Below are 20,869 nucleotides of genomic sequence, written 5' to 3'. Positions count from 1 at the left end.
CGGGCTCGGGTCATGCGGTCGCGGCGGTGGGGAGTTGGAATCGTGCGCGTCCGCCGAGTCGTGGGGTCTGGTGCGGGTCGATGTGGGGTGGTGGGATGAACCGCACTTCGCTCGGCGTTGCGTGGATGCCCCAGCCTTCGCGGTGGATCGTGTGGTGGCAGAAGCTGCAGAGCAGGACGCCGTTGTGCAGGTCGGTGGGTCCGGTGTCGCGTTCCCACCAGTGGATGTGGTGGGCTTCGACGTAGGCGATGTTCTGCCCGCAGGCGGCGCAGCCGCCGTCGCGTTCGCCGAGGGCGAGGCGTTGCGCGCGGGTGAACAGGCGTGCGGCGCGGCCGAGGTCGAGGGGGATGCTGGGCCCGCCGAGCACGGCGGGGATCACCTCGGCGTCGGCGGCCATGCGCCGGGCGGTGSCGGCGGAGATCGGCTGTTCGAGGCCGTCGATGCGGGCGTGCCCGAGCCCGTCGACGAGGGTGTCCTGGTCCATCCGGACGATCACCGTGGTCTTCGCGAGCGGGGTGAGCGTGTGGGCGCAGCCGAGGGTGTGCCGGGCGAGCGCGGCGAGCGCGTCGGCCTGGAGTTGCGGGATCGAGCGTTGGTCGTCGAGGACCGGACCCGGCTCGCAGGGGGTGGGTGCGCGACGGCGGAGCACGTCGCTGACCAGCGCTTCGATCGCGGCYTTCACCGGGGCGGCGCTCTCGGGGTCGAGSCGGGCGTGCAGGTGCACCATGCCGGTGCCGTCCTCACGGATGGTGAGGGATCGCTCCTGGCGGAGTTGTTCCTCGCGCGGCTCGACGCCGTCGCGGTCGAGCCTGGCCTCGGCCTCGCGCACCCCACGCAGGAGCAGGTCGAGCGGCGCCCGCCCGGCGAGCTCGACCAGGGCCGMCTCCACCACGTCGGCCAGGGCCGGGTCGGCGCGGACCGACACCCGGGTGAGCATCGCGGTGATCGCCGCTGCCGCGTCGACACCGATCAGGGTCGCCGCAAGTGCCGCGGCGACGTGCGGATGYTTCGCGGGCAGCCGCTCGCCGGCGAACGTCGACCGTTCCGCGGTTGCCGCGCCCACCGCGATCAGCTTCGCCGCGTCSCTGCGCGAGGCGCCGGTGGACGCGGCGAGCATCCGCACCGGGTTGTGGAATCCCTGCGCCTTCGCGAGCCCGGTGTCGCCGAACTCCTGCCCCGAGCGGGTGGCCACCTCGGCGGCGCCGTCATCGCGGGCTGGTCGACGAGGAGCGAGCCGAACGCGCTGCGGTGCCNACGCGGCGAGCATCCGCACCGGGTTGTGGAATCCCTGCGCCTTCGCGAGCCCGGTGTCGCCGAACTCCTGCCCCGAGCGGGTGGCCACCTCGGCGGCGRCCCGGGCGAGCAGCGCGTCGGCGTCGCGGCGYACTCGTGCGAGCAGGTCGGTGACCCGGACCAGCCCGGCGTCGCTCATCTGCTCCAGCTCGACCTGCGCCGCCCCGGCSGTGGCGCCGAACGCCGGCACCGCCTCGGCCCACACCGCCCCCAACGCGGCAAGATCACCCTCGAGTGCCCGCAACGGCACCGGCAGCGGCAGCGACTGCGACTGCGACTGCTCGGGCTGCGGGGGCTGGTCCATGCTTCGATCCTGCACCCACCCACCGACAATCCAATCGTGCGGGAAACAGCTCTTGACCGGGCATTACGCCTGTGCAGAATGCTCGAGAAGCGCACCCTGTGGAGGACAAGTCAGCACCGATCATGCTTCGACAAGAGGCCGGCAGCGGAGCATCCGTTGGCCGCCGCCTTCGCGGCGAGGGACCCGCCTTCGCGGCGAGGGACCCGCCTTCGCGGCGAGGGACCCGACCGTCGCGGCGAGGGACCCGGCCGACCATCAATATCCCCACCGAGCCGCCGCCACGCCCTTCCGTTTCGGCATCCGACGGGTGAGCATTGAACCATGACCACCGAACGGTCATCGGCCTCGTCGGAGGTCGAGGTGCCGCATGAGGGCATCCGCCTCGGCGCGACGCTGCACGTGCCCGAGCAGCGCGAGCAGCCCGAGCAGCGCGAGCAGCCCGATCAGCCCCTCGGATTCGTGGTGTTCGCGCATGGCAGTGGCAGCAGCCGCCACAGCCCGCGCAACCGATACGTCGCCGACGTCCTGCACCAGGCCGGACTCGGCACGCTGCTGCTCGACCTGCTGCTTCCACCCGAGGAACAGGACCGTGGGAACGTCTTCGACATCCCGCTCCTCGGCCGGCGCCTCACGTCTGCTGTCCGTTGGCTGCGCGGCCGACCTGAAGCCGGCGAGCTCCCGATCGGCTACTTCGGCGCGAGCACGGGCGCCGGTGCCGCGCTGTGGGCCGCCGCGGAGCCCGATGCCGGGATCGCGGCGGTCGTCTCCCGCGGGGGACGCCCCGACCTCGCCGGAGCCCGCCTCGAGCTCGTGCGTGCGCCCACGCTCCTCGTCGTGGGCGGCGCCGACCGGCAGGTGCTCGAGCTCAACCGCGTCGCCCTCGCGCAACTGCGATGCCCGGCGGAGCTCACCATCGTGCCGGGCGCGACCCACCTCTTCGAGGAGGACGGCGCGCTCGAGCAGGTCGCGACCCTGGCGCGCGATTGGTTCCTGAACCACCTCGGCGAGCCATGAGGCCTCGGCGAGCCATGACGGCGACCTCGATCGCTGGCATTCCCGGCCCGACGGGTCCACGATGGACGGACAGATCCGCACCGGCGCGGGAGGCCCCATGAACTCGGCACCGACTCAGATCCACCGGACCGTCGCCCTCTTGGGCGGGGCAGGCTCCGGCAAGACGACCCTGGCGGAAGCGCTGCTGCTTCGAGCCGGGGCGATCACGAGAGCCGGCACCGTCGAGCAGGGCACGACCGTCTGCGACCACGAGCCCGAGGAGATCGCGCGAGGCATGACCCTCGGGCTCTCGCTCGCCCACCTGGGCTGGACCGGCCCCGACGGCGCCGAGCACGCCATCACACTGGCCGACACGCCGGGACATCCCGACTTCGTCGGCGGCGTCGACACGGCACTGTCGGTGGCGGATGTCGCGGTGATCGCGGTGAGCGCGGTCGACGGGGTCACCGTGGGCACGCGGTTCGCGTGGGCCGCAGCCGGGGCGGCGGGCGTGCCGCGCATCGTCGTCATCACTCAGGAGGACAAGGCCCGTGCCGACTTCCGCCGGGTGCTCGGCGAGCTGCACGCGGCATTCGGCGATCACCTGTGGGCGCTCGAGCTGCCGCTCGGCGAGGAGCAGGCGTTCCGCGCGATCGCGGACTTGCTCAGCGAACATGCGCTCGTCTACGACGACGCGGGCCGTCATCGTGATGAGCCGCTGCCCGCCGAGGCGGAGGCCGAGGAGCACCGGATGCACGTCGAGGTGACCGAGGAGATCGTGTCGCACGACGACGAGCAGCTCGAGGCGTACCTCGAGGGGAAGGAGCCGCCGGCACGGGAGCTCGAGCGCACGCTCGCGCGGGAGGTCGCGACGGGCGAGGCGGTGCCCGTGGTCGTGTGCTCCGGCGTCACCGGCACCGGGGTGGATCGCTTCGCCGACCTGCTGTGCGCCCTGTCGCCGTCGTCGCTCGACCACGACGGCCGCATCGTCATCGGTGGCTCTGCTGACGGCGAGGGCGCTGGCGAGGGAGCAGGCGCGGCGGGCGCGGAGCTGCGGGTCGCCCCGAGTCCCGATGGCGAGCCGCTCCTGCACGTGTTCCGCACCCTGGCCGACCCCTTCGTCGGGCAGGTGTCGATGTTCAAGGTCCTCTCCGGCGTGGTGCGCTCGGGCGACCGACTGCACAACGCCACCACCGGCACCGACGAGCGCATCCACGGGCTGTTCCTGCTCCGCGGCGCCGAGCACCTGCCGGTCGGTGCGTTGTCGGCCGGAGAGGTCGGCGCCGTGGCCAAGCTGACGGGGTCGCCGTCGGGATCCCTGCTCTGGTCGCGCACGAACGGCATCGCGCGCCCGGCACCGCTGCCGAAGCGTGAGCCGGTGTTCGCGGTGAGCCTCACGCCGGCCACGCAATCCGACGACGAGAAGCTGTCCTCATCGCTCGCCCGGCTCCTCGCAGAGGACCCGACGCTCGTGATCGACCGCACCGGCGGCCAGACGATCCTGCGCGGTCTCGGCGACACGCACGTCGCGGTCGCCGTCGAACGCCTCGCGCGCGTGTTCGGCGTCCACGTGACCACGGCGCCCGCGCCGGTGGCCTACCGCGAGACGATCGCGGGGCACGCACAGGTGGAGGGAAAGCTCAAGAAGCAGTCGGGCGGCCACGGCCAGTTCGCCGTCGTGCAGCTACGCGTCTCGCCGCTTCCGCCTGGCGGCGGCTTCGAGTTCGTCGACTCCGTGGTGGGCGGCTCCGTACCGCGGACCTACATCCCCGCCGTCGAGAAGGGCGCCCGCGATGCGCTCGCCACGGGGGGTCCGCACGGCCACCCGGTGGTCGACGTGCGCGTGGAGCTCTACGACGGGAAGTCGCACTCGGTGGACTCGTCGGAGATGGCCTTCCGCACGGCCGCGTCGATCGGGGTCAAGGCTGCGCTGGCCGAGGCGGGCACCGTGGTGCTCGAACCCATCTCGGTCGTGACGGTCACGGTCCCGTCCGAGCTGCAGGGCACGGTGCTGACCGACCTCTCCGGTCGTCGCGGCCGGGTGAGCGCGACGGAGTCGGCCGAGGACGGCCGCGCTCGCGTGGTGGCGAGCGTCCCCGAGGCGGAGCTCGGCCAGTACGTGCTGGACCTGCGGTCGATGACCGGTGGCCAGGCGGTGCTGACGATCACGCCCGGCCGGTACGCCAAGGCGCCGAACTCCGTCAAGGCGTGAACCTCGACGGGTCTCAGGCGTCTCGGCTGAGCACGAGCGACCCGGATGCCCGTCCGGCACGGAGGGCGTCGACGGCCTCGTCGGCGCGATCGAACGGGTAGCGCGTCACCTCGGGGGCGATCGACAGCGAGTGGGCGAGGCGAAGGAACGCCTCGCCGTCGGCGCGCGTGTTCGCGGTCACCGTGCGCAGGTCGCGTTCGCGGAAGAGGTGGTCCTCGTACGTCATCGCGGGGATGTCGCTCATGTGGATGCCCGCGAGCACCACCGTGCCGCCCGGCATGGTGGACTCGAGCGCGACCGGAACGAGCTCTCCGGCGGGTGCGAACACGATCGCGGAGTCGTGTTGCACAGGCGGCACCTCGCGTTCATCCCCCACGAAGTCGACGCCGAGCTCGCGTGCGAGCCTGCGGTTGCCCTCGCCGCGGGTCATCGCGGAGACCGATGCGCCCTGGGCCATCGCGAGGAGGGCGGTCAGGTGCGCACTCGATCCGAAGCCGTACAGGCCGAGGCGGCCGCCCGGAGGCAGGTTCGCGCGGCTGAGGGCGCGGTAGCCGATGATGCCGGCGCAGAGGAGCGGCGCGAGCGTCACCGGATCGGTGGCGGCCGGAAGCGGATAGGCGAACGCCTCTGGCACGACCGCGGCATCCGCATACCCGCCGTCGGCGTCCCAGCCCGTGAAGCGGGCGTCGGGGCAGAGGTTCTCGCGCCCAGACCGGCACCACCGGCATGCGCCGCACGTCGAGCGCAGCCACGCGATGCCGACGAGGTCGCCAACCTGCGTCCGCGTCACGCTCGGTCCCACGGCCGTCACCCGTCCGACGACCTGGTGGCCTGGCACCACGGGCGAGGCGTGGCGCTCGAGCTCCCCGTCGATCACGTGCAGGTCGGTGCGGCAGACCCCGCAGGCGAGCACTTCGACGAGCACCTCACCGCTCGCCGGCTCGGGAACCGGCGGGCTCGCCCGCACGAGGCGTCCGTCGCCCTGTGTCGTCCACGCCGCCATGAGGGGCATGACTCCTCCGTTCCGCCGTCGCGGTGCCCGCGCACGTCCACGATGCAGCCTGCCCCGGATGCCGCGCCGGCCCGGGGCCGAAGGTCACATCACGCGGCTCGTGCCTCAGTAGCCGCCGGCCGCGACGTGCTGCGCGGCCGTCGCGAGCGCGTCGGCGACCTCCTCGGTGCCCTGGCGCAGCACGCCCACGGTGACGCGCACGAAGTCGCCGCCGGGCCGCGAGCGCGCGCCGTTCGCGGCATCCGCCGAGTCGGATGCGGCGAGGAACGGCGAGCCGGCCGCCACCCTGATGCCCGCTGCTGCGAGCTGCACGAGCGCGGACCGCTCGCTCAGCACCGGCACCCACAGGTTGATGCCGTCGGCGGGAGCCACGGGCACACCGCGCGCCCGCAGCGCGTCGCCGAGCGCCCGCTGCCGCGTGTAGTACTGCCGCCTGGCCTCGGCCACGGCGTCGATCGAGGCGCCGTCGGTGAGCAGGTCGACGAGGATCGTCTGCAGCATCCGCGACGTCCAGCCGGGTCCGAGCATCCGCCGTGCGACGACGCGGTCGATGAGCTGCCGCGGGCCGCCGAGCGCTGCGATGCGCAGGTCGGGTCCATGCGACTTCGAGAAGCTGCGCACGTGCACCACCCGGTCGGGCAGCCACGTGCCGAGGGTCACGTCGCCCTCGGTCGAGATCAGCCCGGAGTGGTCGTCCTCGATCACGACCACGTCGTCACCGTCGTCGGACGAGCGGATGACGCGGGCGAGCTCCGCGGCCCGCTCGACCGTCATCGACGCGCCCGTCGGGTTCTGGGCGCGGGGCTGCAGGAGCACCGCGACGGGCCGCCGGGCGAGCGCGGCGGCGAGGGCGTCGGGACGCATGCCGTGCTCGTCGAGCCGCACTGGCACGGCCTCGGCGCCGAGCGCGTCGAGCAGGTCGAGGAACGGCGGGAACCCCGGATGCTCCACCACCACCCGGTCGCCGAAGCGCACCACCTGGTCGAGCGTGCGGGTGATCGCGTCGAGGGCGCCGTCGACCACCATGATCGACTCGGCGGACGACGGCCAGGAGTCGGCGAGCACGGCGGCGAGCCCCGGGATCACCGGTTCGGCCTGGTAGCTGCCGGTCTCGGCGCGCGCCGACACGCGCGAAAGCGCCGGTCCGAGCGCCGGCAGCAGCAGCGGGTCGGGCGTGCCCCGCGAGAGGTCGAGGCGCACGGGGTCGTTCGGCGCGGCCATGCCGCGCATCCGGGGGGCGAGCCGAGCGGATGCCGCGTCGCGCACGAAGCTCCCGGCCCTGCCGCGCGACTCGATGAGTCCGGCGCGCGACAGCGCCTGCCACGCCTGGCTCACGGTTGCCGGACTCACGCCGATGGCGCCCGCCAGCTCGCGGACGGTCGGGAGACGCGACCCGGCCTCGAGCTCGCCCGCGTTGACGAGCCGGGCGATCACGCCGGCGATGCCGCGGGGAGTCGTGTCACCGAACTCGGCGAGCGCGGTCAGCGCAGGGGCATCCACTCGAGTCGCACTCACATGAATACTCGACACGACCATTGCCTCCTCACGATGCAAGGGACAGGATGATTAACCACAACGTCACAGTGTGAAACAAAAGAGAAATGTTCACGCCGAACAATAACAGAACGGGTCGCGAGCCCCGTTCGGCAGTCCCCCCGTATCACCACCTTCGGCGTCACAGCATCGCCCGGTGAGCGCCTGCGCACGAGTTCCACCGCCAGGCACACCGAGCGGACGGCAACGACGCCGACCGACTCAGGAGGCAACATGACGATCGTCCGAGCGGCCATCACCCAGACGACCTGGACCGGCGACAAGGAGTCGATGATCCGGAAGCACGAGGAGTTCGCCCGCCAGGCGAAGGAGCAGGGCGCCCAGGTGATCTGCTTCCAGGAGCTCTTCTACGGCCCGTACTTCGGCATCACCGAAGACGCCAAGTACTACGACCTCGCCGAGCCCGCCGACGGACCCATCGTGCAGCGGTTCGCGGCGCTCGCGAAGGAGCTCGGCATCGTGATGATCCTGCCGATCTACGAGGAGGAGCAGCCGGGCGTCTACTACAACACCGCGGTCGTCGTCGACGCCGACGGCACGATCCTCGGGTCGTACCGCAAGCACCACATCCCGAACCTCGACAAGTTCTGGGAGAAGTTCTACTTCCGCCCCGGCAACCTCGGCTACCCGGTGTTCAACACGGCGGTCGGGCCCATCGGCGTGTACATCTGCTACGACCGGCACTTCCCCGAGGGCTGGCGCGAGCTCGGCCTCAACGGCGCCCAGATCGTGTTCAACCCGAACGCCACGAAGCCAGGCCTCTCCAACCGCCTCTGGGAGATCGAGCAGCCGGCCGCGGCCGCCGCGAACGGCTACTTCATCGCCGCCGCGAACCGGGTCGGCCTCGAGGACAACGAGTACGGCGACCTCGCCGTGAACTTCTACGGCAAGAGCCAGTTCGTCGACCCGCAGGGCAACGTCGTCGGCGACTACGGCTCGGCGGACCACGAGGAGGTCGTGGTGCGCGACCTCGACATGGACATGATCCGCGACGTGCGCAACGCCTGGCAGTTCTACCGCGACCGCCGTCCCGACTCCTACACCTCCATCCCGAAGCCGTAACCCGACGAGCCACGCGAAGGAGCAAACCATGGCGACCACCCTCATCACCGGCGGCACCGTCGTGAGCGCCACCGGCCGCGCTGCGGCCGACGTGCTCGTCGACGGCGAGACCATCCGGGCGGTGCTGGAGCCCGGCAGCACCCTGCTGGGCACGGATGTCGCGGCATCCGTCGACCGCGTCATCGATGCGTCCGGCAAGTACGTCATCCCGGGCGGCATCGACGCGCACACGCACATGCAGCTGCCGTTCGGCGGCACCGAGGCATCCGACACCTTCGAGACCGGCACGAGGGCCGCCGCGCATGGCGGCACGACGTCGATCATCGACTTCGCCGTACAGCGGTACGGCGAGCGGGTGCAGGACGGATTGGCCGCGTGGCACGAGAAGGCGGCGGGCAACTGCGCGATCGACTACGGCTTCCACCAGATCGTCGGCGGCGTCGACGAGGACTCGCTCGCGGCGATGCGGACGCTCCCCGACGAGGGCGTCTCGAGCTTCAAGCTCTTCATGGCCTACCCCGGCGTCTTCTACTCCGACGACGCACAGGTGCTGAAGGCCATGCAGGTCTCTCGCGACACCGGCATGCTCACGATGATGCACGCCGAGAACGGCCCCGCCATCGACGTGCTCGCCGAGCAGCTCGTGGCCGCGGGCGAGACCGACCCGTACTACCACGGCATCGCCCGCGCCTGGGAGATGGAAGAGGAGGCCACGCACCGCGCGATCATGCTCGCGAAGCTCACGGGCGCCCCGCTCTACGTCGTGCACGTGTCGGCCAAGCAGGCAGTCGAGCAGCTGGCCTGGGCACGCGACAAGGGCTGGAACGTCTACGGCGAGACCTGTCCGCAATACCTCTACCTGAGCCTCGAGGAGCAGCTCGGCGCGAAGAGCGACGAGTGGGGCGCCTTCGAGGGCGCCAAGTGGGTGTGCTCGACCCCGCTGCGCTCCCGCGAGGAGGGCCATCAGCACGCCATATGGCAGGCGCTGCGCACGAACGACCTGCAGATGGTCTCCACCGACCACTGCCCGTTCTGCATGAAGGACCAGAAGGAGCTCGGGCTCGGCGACTTCCGCAAGATCCCGAACGGCATCGGCGGGGTCGAGCACCGCATGGACCTCATGTACCAGGGCGTCGTGACCGGCGAGATCACGCTCGAGCGCTGGGTGGAGCTCACGAGCACCACCCCCGCGCGCATGTTCGGCCTCGCCGGAAGGAAGGGCGTCATCCAGCCCGGCGCCGACGCCGACATCGTCGTCTACGACCCGAACGGCCACACGTCGATCGGGCAGGCCGGGACCCAGCACATGAACATGGACTACTCCGCGTGGGAGGGCTTCGAGATCGACGGCCACGTCGACACGGTCCTCTCACGCGGCCGGGTCATCGTCGACGGCGACCGGTACCTCGGCGCCAAGGGCGACGGCCGCTTCCTCAAGCGCGGCTTGAGCACGTACCTGGCATGACACAGTCCTCTTCTAAGGATCGGAGCACGTGATGGAATTCGGAGCGGTCCTCCAGACCAACCCCCCGGCATCGCGGACCATCCAGCTCGCGAAGCTCGCCGAGGCGCACGGCTTCACGCACGTGTGGACGTTCGACTCGCATCTCCTGTGGCAGGAGCCGTACGTCATCTACAGCCAGATCCTGTCGCAGACCCAGCGCATCAAGGTGGGCCCGTTCGTCACGAACCCGGCCACGCGCGACTGGACCGTCACGGCCTCCGTGTTCGCGACCCTCAACGAGATGTTCGGCAACCGCACGGTCTGCGGCATCGGGCGAGGCGACTCGGCCGTGCGGGTCACGAACGGCAAGCCCACCACGATCGCGGAGCTGCGCGAGTCCGTCCACGTCATCCGCGAGCTCGCCAACTCGCGACCGGTGGAGTACCACGGCTCGACGATCCAGTTCCCCTGGAGTCGCGGCTCCGAGCTCGAGGTCTGGGTTGCCGCCTACGGCCCGATGGCGCTGAAGCTCGCAGGCGAGGTGGGCGACGGGTTCATCCTGCAGCTCGCCGACCTCGACATCGCGGCCTGGATGATCAAGCACGTGCGTGACGCAGCCGAGGCGGCGGGTCGCGACCCGATGTCGGTGAAGTTCTGCGTCGCTGCGCCGTTCTACATCGGCGACGACTGGGAGCACATGCGCGACCAGTGCCGCTGGTTCGGCGGCATGGTGGGCAACCACGTCGCCGACATCGTCGCGAAGTACGGCATGCACGGCACGGTGCCCGACGCGCTCACCGACTACATCCGCGGCCGCGAGGGCTACGACTACAACGAGCACGGTCGCGCGGGCAACGTCCACACCCAGTTCGTGCCCGATGAGATCGTCGATCGCTTCTGCCTCCTCGGGACATCCGACGACCACATCGCGAAGCTCAAGCAACTCGCGGAGCTCGGCGTCGACCAGTTCGCCGGCTACCTCCAGCACGACAACAAGGAGGAGACGCTGCGGGTCTACGGCGAGACCGTGATCCCGGCCATGACCGAGCACATTTCGGCGAAGGCATGACGACGACGACCCCCGCCACCAGGCGAGCACGACGCTGGCACGCGGTGCTCTGGGGCGTGCTCGGCCTGGTGGCGCTCGCCGCGGTCTGGGAGCTGTACAAGCTCGTCGGCCCCGCCGACGGCTGGCTGGTCGGCGCCCAGGAGGGCGTCACCGGCAGCGGCATCCGGCTCCTGCCGCGCACGAGCGACCAGGCGATGCCGCACACGTGGGAGATGCTGGTGCGCGCCGCCGAGCCGGTCACCCGTGCCCCGGGCGCGCTGCCGCTCGGGGTCGTCGTGCTCCTCGCGGCACTCGTGAGCCTCGGGGTCGCGGCTCTCGGCTGGCTCCTCGGCGTGGTGGTCGGATTCGCCCTGGCCCTGCTCATGCTCGGGTTCCGCATCGCCGAGCGGGCCGTGCTGCCGTTCGTCATCCTCAGCCAGACCGTCCCGCTCATCGCGCTGGCCCCGCTCATCCGCAACTGGGGCTCGCGGCTCGAGTTCGGTGCCTTCTCGTGGGAGAGCTGGATGTCGGTCGTGATCATCGCGAGCTACCTCGCCTTCTTCCCGGTCGCGGTCGGCGCGCTTCGGGGCCTGCAGAGCCCGGATGTCGCGGACCTCGACCTCATGCGCAGCTACGCGGCCGGCTGGTGGACCACCCTCTTCCGGCTCCGGCTGCCCGCGAGCGTGCCGTTCCTCATCCCCGCGCTGCGCCTCGCCGCCGCGAACGCCGTGGTCGGCACCGTCGTCGCCGAGATCTCGGTCGGATTCAGCGGCGGCATCGGCCGGCTCATCCTCGAGACCGCCGTCGCGGCGTCGAGCGATCCCGCGAAGCCGTGGTCGCCGATCCTCGGCGCGGTGCTGCTCGGACTCGTCGCCGCCGGGTTCGTCGCCCTCCTCGCCGCCTTCCTCAGCCCGTTCCGCCGACAGGAGACCGTCGCATGAGCACGCCAGCGCCCGCTGCCGCCCCCGATCCGACGCCCGCCGCCGATGCGACCGAGGCCGTCGTCGTGCGCGGCGTCGAGCGGATCTTCCCCGGCGCGAAGGGCGCGACGGTCGCCGCGCTGACCGGCATCGACCTCACGGTCCACGATGGGGAGTTCGTGTCGCTCATCGGCCCCTCCGGGTGCGGCAAGTCCACCCTGCTGCGGCTCATCGCCGACCTCGACGAGCCCACGGCGGGCGACATCCGGGTGTTCGGGAAGACCGCGCGGCGGGCGCGCATCGACCAGGCGTACGGCATCGCGTTCCAGCAGGCCGGGCTGCTGCCGTGGCGCTCGGTCGCGGCGAACATCGAGCTCCCGCTGCAGCTGCACGGCGTCGGTACGACCGAGCGCCGGGCGCGGGTGGCGGAGCTGGTCGACCTCGTCGGGCTCACCGACTTCGCCAGGCACTACCCCGACCAGCTCTCGGGCGGCATGCAGCAGCGCGTGGCGATCGCCCGATCGCTCGCCGAGCGGCCGAGCCTGCTCCTCATGGACGAGCCGTTCGGCGCGCTCGACGAGATGACCCGTGAGCGCATGCAGACCGAGCTCCTCCGCATCCGCGCCGAGACCGGCGCCGCGGTCGTGTTCGTGACCCACTCGATCCCCGAGGCGGTGTACCTCTCCGACCGGGTCGTCGTGATGTCGCCGCGTCCCGGACGCATCACCGACGAGATCGACGTCCGCCTCGGCGACGCCGCCGAGCGCGGCGAGGACCTGCGCGAGGACACCGCCTTCTTCGAAGGCGTCACCGCCGTGCGGGAGGCGCTGCACGGACCGCAGGCGTCGCCCGCAGGCGCCGCGAGGGGGGTGGACGTGCGATGACCGGGCTCCCCGACGCCGCGATCGCGACCCAGCTCGCGCCGCCGACCGAGCGCCGCCGCCGCCCGACGTCGGCCGGACCGCTGCGCCGGTTCGTGCAGCTGGTGGTCCCGCCGGTCGCGCTCTTCATCGTGCTCGTGCTGCTCGTCGAGCTCGTCGTCGTCGCCGCGGGCATCCCGCCGTTCGTGCTGGCCAGCCCGTCGGCGATCTTCACTCAGTTCGCGCTGTACGCCCCGCAGGTGCTCGAGGCGACCATCGCGACGGGCATCAACGCGCTGATCGGCCTCGTCATCGGTGCGGTCGTCGGCGTGATGCTCGCGATCGTCGCGTCGTTCATCCGTGCGATCGACGGCATGCTCGTGCCGATCGTCGCCGCCGTGGCGGTCGTGCCCATCGTCGCCCTCGCGCCCGTGCTCTACACGTTGTTCGGCTCCACGTCCGAAGTGGCGCGCATCATCATCGCCTCCATCGCCGCGTTCGTCCCGGTGTTCCTCAACACCCTCCGCGGCCTCCGCCAGGTGCGGCCGGTGCATCGCGACCTCATGCGCTCCTACGCGGCCACCCCGAGGCAGGAGACGCGCGCGGTCACCATCCCGTCCGCCCTCCCGCACTTCTTCACGGGCCTGCGCATCGCCTCGTCGCTCGCCGTGATCTCGGCGCTCGTCGCCGAGTACTTCGGCGGCCCGCGTCAGGGCCTCGGCTCGGCCATTACGACCGCTGCGGCATCCAGCGCCTACGCCCGTGCCTGGGCGTTCGTCATCGGGGCGATCCTGCTCGGCCTCGTGTTCTTCGCCCTGACGGCCCTGATCGAGAGGATCGCGTCCCGCCACCGATGACCTGAGCCACGCCGGACGACGACGCCCGGTCCACGCCACCGGCACCCTTGCCGGTCGGATCCGCACCACAGAGCACCACCACCAAGAGAGGAACGCAGATGATGCGCAACAGGATCGTCGCGGGCGCGGCTGCAGCCGCCGCGACCGCGCTCGTGCTCGCCGGCTGCGCCAGCGGGGGCACCGACGGCGACGCCACGGACGGCGGGGACGGCGAACTCACGCCGGTGACCCTCCAGCTCCAGTGGCTCACGCAGGCCCAGTTCGGCGGCTACTACCTCGCGCAGGCGAACGGCTACTGGGAGGACCTCGGCCTCGACGTCGAGATCATCCCCGGCGCGGTCGACATCGTGCCGCAGGACGTGCTCGCCGCCGGCGACGTGGACTTCGCGATCGCGTGGGTGCCGAAGGCGCTCGCCTCCATCGAGGCCGGCGCGAACATCACGAACATCGCCCAGATCTTCGAGCGCAGCGCGACCCTGCAGGTCGCCTGGGCCGACAGCGGGATCGAGGGTCCGGCCGACCTGTCCGGCAAGCAGGTCGGCAGCTGGGGCTTCGGCAACGAGTGGGAGCTGTTCGCCGGCCTCACCGAGGCGAATGCGTCGGGCTACTCGATCGTGCAGCAGAACTTCGACATGAACGCGCTGCTCAACCACGAGATCGACGCCGCCCAGGCGATGACCTACAACGAGTACGCGCAGTTGCTCGAGGCCGTCAACCCCGAGACCGGCGAGCTCTACCAGCCCGAGGACTTCTCGGTCATCGACTGGAACGAGGTCGGCACGGCGATGCTGCAGGACGCGATCTGGGCGAACACCGAGCGACTGGAGTCCGACGAGGAGTACCAGGACATTGCGGTGAAGCTCATCCAGGGCGCGATCCTCGGCTGGATCGACCAGCGCGACGACCCGCAGGCCGCCGCCGACGCGGTGACCGCGGCGGGTTCGACGCTCGGGACGAGCCACCAGCTGTGGATGGCCAACGAGATCAACAAGCTGATCTGGCCCTCCACCGACGGCATCGGGCGCATCAACGAGATCCAGTGGGATGCCACGGTCGAGATGGCGCTCGGCACCAAGAACCAGGACGGTGCCCAGGTCATCACCACCGACCCGCCCGACACGGCGTACACCAACGAGTACGTCGAAGAGGCACTCTCGAACCTCGAGGCCGACGGGGTCGACATCCTCGGCGCGGACTACGAGCCGATCGAGGTCACCCTCGAGGAGGGCGGCAACTGATCATGTCCGCGGGTTGAGGAGCCGCGAAGCGGCGTCTCGAAATCCGGTCGCACACTGGGTCCGGTTTCGAGACGCGGCCTGAGGGCCGCTCCTCAACCCGCGGGCATCACCACCGAACGAAAGGCATCGAAGCCATGACCGAGAACCTCGTAGAGGACCTCGACGAGCTCGCCCGCGGGCTCGATCGCGATCACGTGTTCCACTCCTGGTCGGCCCAGTCGCAGCTCTCCACGCTCGTCGTCGCGAGCGGCCGCGGATGCCGCGTCTGGGATCACGCCGGGCGCGAGTACCTCGACTTCTCGAGCCAGCTCGTGAACGTCAACATCGGCCACCAGCATCCGGCCGTCGTCGAGGCGATCCGCGAGCAGGCCGAGCTGCTCACCACGATCGCGCCCTCGACCGTGAGCCTCGCGCGCGGCGAGGCCGCCAAGCGCATCATCGGCCATGCGCCGCCCGGATTCCACAAGGTGTTCTTCACGAACGGCGGCGCCGACGCCATCGAGAACGCGATCCGGATGGCGCGCCTGCACTCCGGTCGCGACAAGATCCTCTCGACCTACCGCTCGTACCACGGCAACACGGGCGCCGCGATCGTGGCCACGGGCGACTGGCGGCGGGTGCCCAACGAGTTCGCCCGCTCGCACGTGCACTTCTTCGGGCCGTACCTCTACCGTTCGGAGTTCTGGGCGTCGACGCCCGAGGAGGAGTCGGAGCGAGCGCTGCAGCATCTGCGCAGGGTCATCGAATCGGAGGGACCCGCGTCGATCGCGGCCGTGCTGCTCGAGACGGTGCCCGGCACTGCGGGCATCCTCCTGCCGCCGCCCGGGTACCTGGCCGGCGTCCGTGAGCTGTGCGACCGGCACGGGATCCTGCTGATCCTCGACGAGGTGATGGCGGGCTTCGGCCGCACGGGCCGCTGGTTCGCGTTCGACGGTTACGACGTGCGGCCCGACCTCATCACCTTCGCGAAGGGCGTGAACTCGGGCTACGTGCCGGCGGGCGGCGTGATCATCTCCGACCCGATCGCGGCGACGTTCGACGACCGTGTGTTCCCGGGCGGACTCACGTATTCGGGGCATCCGCTCGCGATGGCCTCGATCGTCGCGACGCTCGACGCGATGGAGTCGGAGGGCATCGTCGACAACGCCCGGGAGATCGGCGCCACCGAGATCGGCCCGGCGCTCGCCGACCTCGCCGAGCGGCACGCCCTGATCGGGGAGGTGCGCGGCGAGGGCGTGTTCTGGGCGATGGAGCTCGTGTCCGATCCCGACACCCGCGAGCCGTTGCCCGCGGCCGCGATGGGCAAGCTCAAGTCCGCGCTCGTCGGGCGTGGGCTCCTGCCGTTCGTCATGGACAACCGCATCCACGTCGTGCCGCCGTGCGTCGTCACGGCAGAGGAGGTCGCCGAGGCGATGTCGATCTACGATGAAGTATTGAGAACCGCACTCGAAGGAGAGGGCTGACTCATGAGCCAGACACTGACAGAAACCCAGCGGCAGGTCGCCGAGACGACGACCGTCGAGCACTGGATCGACGGGGCATCCGTCGCCGGGAGCTCCGACCGCACGGGGCCGATCTACAACCCGGCACTCGGCGTCGTGCAGAAGCGCGTGCGCTTCGCTTCGACCGAGGACGTGGACGCCGCCGTGCAGGCCGCGGCACGCGCCTTCCCCGCGTGGCGTGACACGTCGATCGCGAAACGGCAGCAGGTCATGTTCAAGTTCCGCGAGCTCCTGGCCGCCCGCACCGACGAGCTCGCCGCGATCCTCACGAGCGAGCACGGCAAGGTGACCTCGGATGCCGCGGGCGAGATCGCGCGCGGGCTCGAGGTCGTCGAGCTCGCCTGCGCCATGCCCGGCTACACGAAGGGCGAGTACTCCGAGAACGTGTCCACTGGCATCGACGTGTACACGACGCGCCAGCCGGTGGGCGTGGTCGGCATCATCAGCCCGTTCAACTTCCCGGCGATGGTGCCGTTGTGGTTCTTCCCGCTCGCGATCGCGACGGGCAACGCCGTGGTGCTGAAGCCCTCGGAGAAGGACCCGAGCGCTTCGGTGTGGCTCGCGAAGCTCATGCAGGAGGCGGGACTGCCCGACGGCGTGCTGAACGTGGTGCACGGCGACAAGGTCGCGGTCGACGCGCTACTGGAGCATCCGACAGTCCGTTCGATCTCGTTCGTGGGCTCGACCCCGATCGCGCAGTACATCTACTCGACAGCGACGGCCAACGGCAAGCGCGTGCAGGCGCTCGGCGGTGCGAAGAACCACATGCTCGTGCTGCCCGACGCCGACCTCGACCTCGCCGCAGACGCCGCCGTGAATGCGGGCTTCGGCTCGGCGGGGGAGCGCTGCATGGCGATCTCGGCGGTGCTCGCGGTCGACACCATCGCCGACGAGTTCGTCGCGAAGGTGGCCGAGCGGATGTCTCGCCTGAAGATCGGCGACGGCACCCGTGGCTGCGACATGGGCCCGCTCATCACGCGCGAGCACCGTGACAAGGTCGCGGGCTACCTCGACGTGGCGGCATCCGATGGGGCCGACGTGGTGGTCGACGGGCGCGACCCCGAGGTCGACGGCGAGCCCGACGGCTTCTGGATGGGTCCGACCCTGGTCGACAAGGTGCCCACCTCGTCGGCCGTGTACCGCGACGAGATCTTCGGCCCGGTGCTCTCGGTCGTGCGCGTCGAGGGGTACAAGGACGGGCTCGACCTCATCAACGCGAGCCGATGGGGCAACGGCACGGCCATCTTCACGAACGACGGCGGCGCTGCACGGCGCTTCCAGCGCGAGGTGACGGTCGGCATGGTCGGCATCAACGTGCCGATCCCGGTGCCGGTGGCGTACCACTCGTTCGGCGGATGGAAGGACTCGTTCTTCGGCGACGCGAAGGCCTACGGCCCCCGCGGCTTCGACTTCTTCACCCAGGAGAAGGCGATCACGTCGCGCTGGCTCGACCCGAGCCACGGGGGGCTCAACCTCGGGTTCCCGCAGCACGACTGAGCAATCGGGAGGGGACCTCGTGGATGAAGCCGATGTGACGTGCGCGTGCTGTGGGCGCACGCTGCCGCGGCGGTCGGTGCACGAGCTCGCCGACGGCGTGTACATCTGCCGGAGGTGCGGCGCGTGGGTCGCACTCCTCTGGCGCGGCGACGCTGTGCACGCCGGATCCGAGTGAGTGGCGCACGTCGAGGTCATGCACCTCGTCGACTGCCCGCGGTAGGTCGATTGGATTTCACCCTGTGGACAACTCCTACGGCGCTGCTCCTGTGGAGGACGAGTCATGCGCTGCGTCAGGTGAGCAGCGCCTCGAGCCGGGGCAACGGCACTCGACCCCGGGTTCCCGCAGCAGGACCAGCGGTCAGCCGGCCGCCGCCGAGGCACGCGGCGGCCAGGTCGGCGCGCCGAGCTCTCGCGAGATGTTCCGTGCGGCTTCGCGGAGGTCGTTGAGGACCGCCTCGGTCGGAGGCCACGCGCTCGACGGCATGACCACCGCGATCGCGGCGATCACCTCGCCCTCCTCGGCGCAGATCGGTGCGGCGACCGAGGACTCGCCGATGACCGCCTCCTCGTTCTCGAATCCGAGCGCGTCCCGCCGGACCTGTTCGAACTCCTCCCGCAGTCGACCCGGTTCCGTCGTGGTCTCCGCGGTGAGACTGGGGAGCTGGCGCGAGAGGACATCCGCCGCGTGCGCGGCGTCGTAGGCGAGCAGCACCTTGCCCATCGCCGAGACGTGGCTCGGGATCGTCACGCCCGTCTCGGGCATCTGCTCGGTGCCGTCTGGCCGACGATCGTGGTGGATGACGACCACCTCGCCGAACATCTCGACGCCGAGCCGTGAGGCGAGGCCGGTGCGGCGGGAGAGCTCGTGCATCCAGCGCATCGATCGGGCACGCACGTCGAGGGTGTCGAGGTAGACGCTCGAGAGCTTCAGCAGTGCCGGCCCGAGCACGTACCGGTTGCCGCTGGGCTGCTGGGCGACGAAGCCGTGGGACTGCAGCGACTTCACGATGCCGTGCACGGTCGAGGGCGGCAGGTCGAGGGCGGTCGCCAGCTCGCTGATCCCCATCCGGCGCGAGCCCTGCAGCAGGCCGAGGATCTTCGCTGCGCGATCGATCGACTGGATCACAGCGTTCCCCCTCTCGGCCCGTCGTCGCGCCACTGCGCATTCCCGCATTCCCCATTCTGTCGCGTTCTTGACAGGTCGAGGACGGGGGTGCATCATTCGGTATTACCGAAACAAGTTCGACAATGTCGAATCTAGCCGGTTCCCGAGCCCGACGGGCTCCCCTGTTCAAAGGAGAACGCACATCATGGATGACAACAGGACTTGGCAGCGGCTCGCCGCCGAGTTCCTCGGCACCGCCTTCCTCGTATTCGTCGGCGTCGGCTCGGTGCCGGCGTTCGCCCTCGTGAGGGGCGACGCGCCCTTCGCGCCCGCCGATCTCGGTTTCATCTCGCTGGCCTTCGGCACCATCGTCGTGGCGACGGTGTACGTGTTCGGGTACATCTCGGGCAACCACATCAACCCGGCGGTCACCCTCGCCCTCGCCGTGACCGGCAAGTTCGCCTGGCGTGAGGTTCCCGGCTACGTGCTGGCACAGCTGCTCGGCGCGACCGTCGGGGCGTTCGCCATCGTCGGGGTGCTCGGCTCGCAGGCGAGCAGCCTCGGCCTCGGCGTCGCCTCGTACGGCGACATCCCGATCGCGCAGGCGTTCACGGCGGAGTTCGTCGGGACGTTCCTCCTCGTGTTCACCGTGTTCGGCGTGATCCACCGCAAGGCCGCGCCGGGCTTCGCGGGCCTCGTGATCGGCCTGGTCGTCTTCGCCGCGATCATCCCGGTGGCACCCGCGACAGGCGCCTCCATCAACCCCGCCCGCACCACCGGCCCGATGCTCGTGCAGCAGATCCTCGGCGGCACGGTGCAGTGGGAGCAGTGGCCGGTCTACGTCATCGCCGAGGTGGTCGGCGGCATCGCCGCCGGCCTGCTGTTCGGGCTCATCTCGCGCACGCAGGCGGATCGCACCAGCACCACCACCACAACCACCGAGGCAGATGTCGAACAGGAGGCCCAGCGATGAAGAAGCTCATCAACTCACCGGCGACGGTGCTCGCCGACGCGCTGAACGGCGTCGCGGCAGCACACCACGAGCTCGCGGTGGACTTCGCCAACCGCGTCGTCTCCCGCGGAGCGGCCGTCAAGCAGGGCAAGGTCGCACTGATCTCCGGCGGCGGGTCGGGTCATGAACCGCTGCACAGCGGCTTCGTCGGCCTCGGAATGCTGGACGCGGCATGTGCGGGCGAGGTCTTCACGTCGCCGACGCCCGACCAGATGCTCGCTGCCACCATGACGGTGAACGCCGGAGCCGGGGTCCTCTACATCGTCAAGAACTACACCGGCGACGTGCTCAACTTCGAGATGGCCGCCGAACTCGCCGAAGCGGACGGAGTCCAGGTGAAGTCGGTACTCGTGGCGGATGACGTCGCGGTGGAGGACTCCACGTGGACCGCCGGGCGGCGCGGCGTCGGTACGACGGTGCTGGTCGAGAAGATCGCCGGCGCCGCCGCCGAGGAGGGCCGCGATCTCGATGCCGTCCATGCGCTCGCCACGCGCGTCTCCGAGAACGGCCGGTCGATGGGCGTCGCGCTCACGAGCGCCACGCTGCCCGCGGTCGGGAAGCCGAGCTTCGACCTGCCCGAGGACGAGATCGAGATGGGCGTGGGCATCCACGGCGAGCCCGGCCGCAAGCGGGTGCCCCTCCGGCCCGCGTCCGAGATCGCCGAGGAGCTGGTGTCGTCGATCCTGTCGGATCACGACTTCTCCGGGGCACCGGTGATCGCGATGCTGAGCGGACTCGGGGGCACGCCCCTCATCGAGCTCTACGCGATCTATGGCGACGTCGCCGCCCTGCTCGAGCAACGCGGCATCACCGTGGCCCGCGCTCTCGTGGGCGACTACATCACGAGCCTCGACATGGCCGGGTGCTCGCTCACCCTCCTCCGCGCCGACGAGGAGATGCTGCGCCTCTGGGACGCGCCCGTCAGCACCGCAGCGCTCCGCTGGGGGGCCTAGGAG

General features: G+C 70.7%; 18 protein-coding genes. 14 read left to right on the top strand and 4 right to left on the bottom strand.

Going from position 1 to position 20,869, the window contains the following annotated elements; genetic code table 11:
* Positions 1 to 10: 10 nt before the first annotated feature.
* The gene (locus ASG80_RS24905) at positions 11 to 1,192 is read right to left on the bottom strand and encodes a DUF222 domain-containing protein (protein WP_369816278.1); all 1,182 of its coding nucleotides are present in this window, start codon (positions 1,190 to 1,192) and stop codon (positions 11 to 13) included.
* 726 nt (positions 1,193 to 1,918) lie between these two features.
* On the opposite strand from ASG80_RS24905, the gene ASG80_RS17110 reads away from it, so the two are divergent.
* Positions 1,919 to 2,611 (top strand): dienelactone hydrolase family protein, encoded by a 693-nt coding sequence (locus tag ASG80_RS17110; protein WP_156401905.1) that lies wholly within the window; start codon positions 1,919 to 1,921, stop codon positions 2,609 to 2,611.
* 61 nt (positions 2,612 to 2,672) lie between these two features.
* Positions 2,673 to 4,802, top strand: a complete 2,130-nt coding sequence (locus ASG80_RS17105) for an elongation factor G (protein ID WP_369816276.1) — start codon at positions 2,673 to 2,675, stop codon at positions 4,800 to 4,802.
* Between the two features lie 13 nt (positions 4,803 to 4,815).
* Here ASG80_RS17105 and ASG80_RS17100 read toward each other — a convergent pair whose 3' ends face one another.
* On the bottom strand, positions 4,816 to 5,814 hold the full coding sequence (locus ASG80_RS17100) for a zinc-dependent alcohol dehydrogenase family protein (protein WP_235508367.1): 999 nt from the start codon (positions 5,812 to 5,814) through the stop codon (positions 4,816 to 4,818).
* A 105-nt stretch (positions 5,815 to 5,919) separates the two neighbouring features.
* Positions 5,920 to 7,329, bottom strand: a complete 1,410-nt coding sequence (locus ASG80_RS17095; protein ID WP_056732845.1) for a PLP-dependent aminotransferase family protein — start codon at positions 7,327 to 7,329, stop codon at positions 5,920 to 5,922.
* A gap of 252 nt (positions 7,330 to 7,581) precedes the next feature.
* Between ASG80_RS17095 and ASG80_RS17090 the strand changes: the two genes are divergently transcribed.
* The 10 genes from ASG80_RS17090 (at position 7,582) to ASG80_RS23695 (ending at position 17,971) form a co-directional block, all read left to right on the top strand.
* A complete protein-coding gene (locus ASG80_RS17090) occupies positions 7,582 to 8,430 on the top strand; it encodes a nitrilase-related carbon-nitrogen hydrolase (protein WP_056732843.1) in 849 nt (282 codons plus the stop codon).
* A gap of 28 nt (positions 8,431 to 8,458) precedes the next feature.
* The gene (gene hydA / locus ASG80_RS17085) at positions 8,459 to 9,895 is read left to right on the top strand and encodes a dihydropyrimidinase (protein WP_056732842.1); all 1,437 of its coding nucleotides are present in this window, start codon (positions 8,459 to 8,461) and stop codon (positions 9,893 to 9,895) included.
* Between the two features lie 31 nt (positions 9,896 to 9,926).
* Positions 9,927 to 10,943: a TIGR03842 family LLM class F420-dependent oxidoreductase gene (locus ASG80_RS17080; RefSeq protein WP_056732841.1), complete on the top strand. Its 1,017-nt coding sequence runs from the start codon at positions 9,927 to 9,929 to the stop codon at positions 10,941 to 10,943.
* A complete protein-coding gene (locus ASG80_RS17075) occupies positions 10,940 to 11,863 on the top strand; it encodes an ABC transporter permease (RefSeq protein ID WP_056732839.1) in 924 nt (307 codons plus the stop codon). Before ASG80_RS17080 ends, ASG80_RS17075 begins: the two co-directional genes overlap by 4 nt.
* Positions 11,860 to 12,726, top strand: coding sequence for an ABC transporter ATP-binding protein (locus tag ASG80_RS17070; RefSeq protein ID WP_056732837.1), 867 nt, complete (start codon positions 11,860 to 11,862; stop codon positions 12,724 to 12,726). The genes ASG80_RS17075 and ASG80_RS17070 overlap by 4 nt, the downstream gene beginning before the upstream one ends.
* On the top strand, positions 12,723 to 13,559 hold the full coding sequence (locus ASG80_RS17065; RefSeq protein ID WP_082590534.1) for an ABC transporter permease: 837 nt from the start codon (positions 12,723 to 12,725) through the stop codon (positions 13,557 to 13,559). Before ASG80_RS17070 ends, ASG80_RS17065 begins: the two co-directional genes overlap by 4 nt.
* Before the next feature lie 98 nt (positions 13,560 to 13,657).
* Positions 13,658 to 14,797, top strand: coding sequence for an ABC transporter substrate-binding protein (locus tag ASG80_RS17060; protein ID WP_369816275.1), 1,140 nt, complete (start codon positions 13,658 to 13,660; stop codon positions 14,795 to 14,797).
* A gap of 134 nt (positions 14,798 to 14,931) precedes the next feature.
* Positions 14,932 to 16,260, top strand: coding sequence for an aspartate aminotransferase family protein (locus ASG80_RS17055; RefSeq protein WP_056732835.1), 1,329 nt, complete (start codon positions 14,932 to 14,934; stop codon positions 16,258 to 16,260).
* A 3-nt stretch (positions 16,261 to 16,263) separates the two neighbouring features.
* Entirely contained in the window at positions 16,264 to 17,796 is a 1,533-nt protein-coding gene (locus ASG80_RS17050; protein ID WP_056732833.1) for a CoA-acylating methylmalonate-semialdehyde dehydrogenase, read from the top strand.
* Between the two features lie 19 nt (positions 17,797 to 17,815).
* The gene (locus ASG80_RS23695) at positions 17,816 to 17,971 is read left to right on the top strand and encodes a hypothetical protein (RefSeq protein ID WP_156401904.1); all 156 of its coding nucleotides are present in this window, start codon (positions 17,816 to 17,818) and stop codon (positions 17,969 to 17,971) included.
* A 183-nt stretch (positions 17,972 to 18,154) separates the two neighbouring features.
* On the opposite strand, the gene ASG80_RS17045 is transcribed toward ASG80_RS23695, so the two are convergent.
* Positions 18,155 to 18,922: an IclR family transcriptional regulator gene (locus ASG80_RS17045; RefSeq protein WP_056732831.1), complete on the bottom strand. Its 768-nt coding sequence runs from the start codon at positions 18,920 to 18,922 to the stop codon at positions 18,155 to 18,157.
* A gap of 184 nt (positions 18,923 to 19,106) precedes the next feature.
* On the opposite strand from ASG80_RS17045, the gene ASG80_RS17040 reads away from it, so the two are divergent.
* Both ASG80_RS17040 and dhaK read left to right on the top strand, forming a co-directional pair.
* Positions 19,107 to 19,874 carry an MIP/aquaporin family protein gene (locus ASG80_RS17040; RefSeq protein WP_056732829.1) on the top strand — a complete coding sequence of 256 codons (768 nt, stop codon included), beginning with the start codon at positions 19,107 to 19,109 and terminating at the stop codon, positions 19,872 to 19,874.
* Complete coding sequence (gene dhaK, locus ASG80_RS17035; RefSeq protein WP_056732827.1) at positions 19,871 to 20,866, top strand: dihydroxyacetone kinase subunit DhaK; 996 nt, start codon at positions 19,871 to 19,873, stop codon at positions 20,864 to 20,866. Before ASG80_RS17040 ends, dhaK begins: the two co-directional genes overlap by 4 nt.
* The last annotated feature ends 3 nt before the right edge of the window (positions 20,867 to 20,869 follow it).

Origin of the sequence: Agromyces sp. Soil535 (assembly GCF_001428255.1) — a bacterium.
Classification (GTDB): Bacteria; Actinomycetota; Actinomycetes; order Actinomycetales; family Microbacteriaceae; genus Agromyces.
This window is presented reverse-complemented; position numbering and strand designations above follow the sequence as displayed.

What these genes read in the sequence shown, in the direction of transcription:
- ASG80_RS17100 (WP_235508367.1), bottom strand. Translation starts at nt 5,814, where the DNA reads ATGCCCCTCATGGCGGCGTGGACGACACAGGGCGACGGACGCCTCGTG.
- ASG80_RS17060 (WP_369816275.1), top strand. Translation starts at nt 13,658, where the DNA reads ATGATGCGCAACAGGATCGTCGCGGGCGCGGCTGCAGCCGCCGCGACC.
- hydA (WP_056732842.1), top strand. Translation starts at nt 8,459, where the DNA reads ATGGCGACCACCCTCATCACCGGCGGCACCGTCGTGAGCGCCACCGGC.
- ASG80_RS17075 (WP_056732839.1), top strand. Translation starts at nt 10,940, where the DNA reads ATGACGACGACGACCCCCGCCACCAGGCGAGCACGACGCTGGCACGCG.
- ASG80_RS17090 (WP_056732843.1), top strand. Translation starts at nt 7,582, where the DNA reads ATGACGATCGTCCGAGCGGCCATCACCCAGACGACCTGGACCGGCGAC.
- ASG80_RS17040 (WP_056732829.1), top strand. Translation starts at nt 19,107, where the DNA reads ATGGATGACAACAGGACTTGGCAGCGGCTCGCCGCCGAGTTCCTCGGC.
- ASG80_RS17050 (WP_056732833.1), top strand. Translation starts at nt 16,264, where the DNA reads ATGAGCCAGACACTGACAGAAACCCAGCGGCAGGTCGCCGAGACGACG.
- ASG80_RS17110 (WP_156401905.1), top strand. Translation starts at nt 1,919, where the DNA reads ATGACCACCGAACGGTCATCGGCCTCGTCGGAGGTCGAGGTGCCGCAT.
- ASG80_RS17105 (WP_369816276.1), top strand. Translation starts at nt 2,673, where the DNA reads ATGGACGGACAGATCCGCACCGGCGCGGGAGGCCCCATGAACTCGGCA.
- dhaK (WP_056732827.1), top strand. Translation starts at nt 19,871, where the DNA reads ATGAAGAAGCTCATCAACTCACCGGCGACGGTGCTCGCCGACGCGCTG.
- ASG80_RS17065 (WP_082590534.1), top strand. Translation starts at nt 12,723, where the DNA reads ATGACCGGGCTCCCCGACGCCGCGATCGCGACCCAGCTCGCGCCGCCG.
- ASG80_RS17080 (WP_056732841.1), top strand. Translation starts at nt 9,927, where the DNA reads ATGGAATTCGGAGCGGTCCTCCAGACCAACCCCCCGGCATCGCGGACC.
- ASG80_RS17070 (WP_056732837.1), top strand. Translation starts at nt 11,860, where the DNA reads ATGAGCACGCCAGCGCCCGCTGCCGCCCCCGATCCGACGCCCGCCGCC.
- ASG80_RS17055 (WP_056732835.1), top strand. Translation starts at nt 14,932, where the DNA reads ATGACCGAGAACCTCGTAGAGGACCTCGACGAGCTCGCCCGCGGGCTC.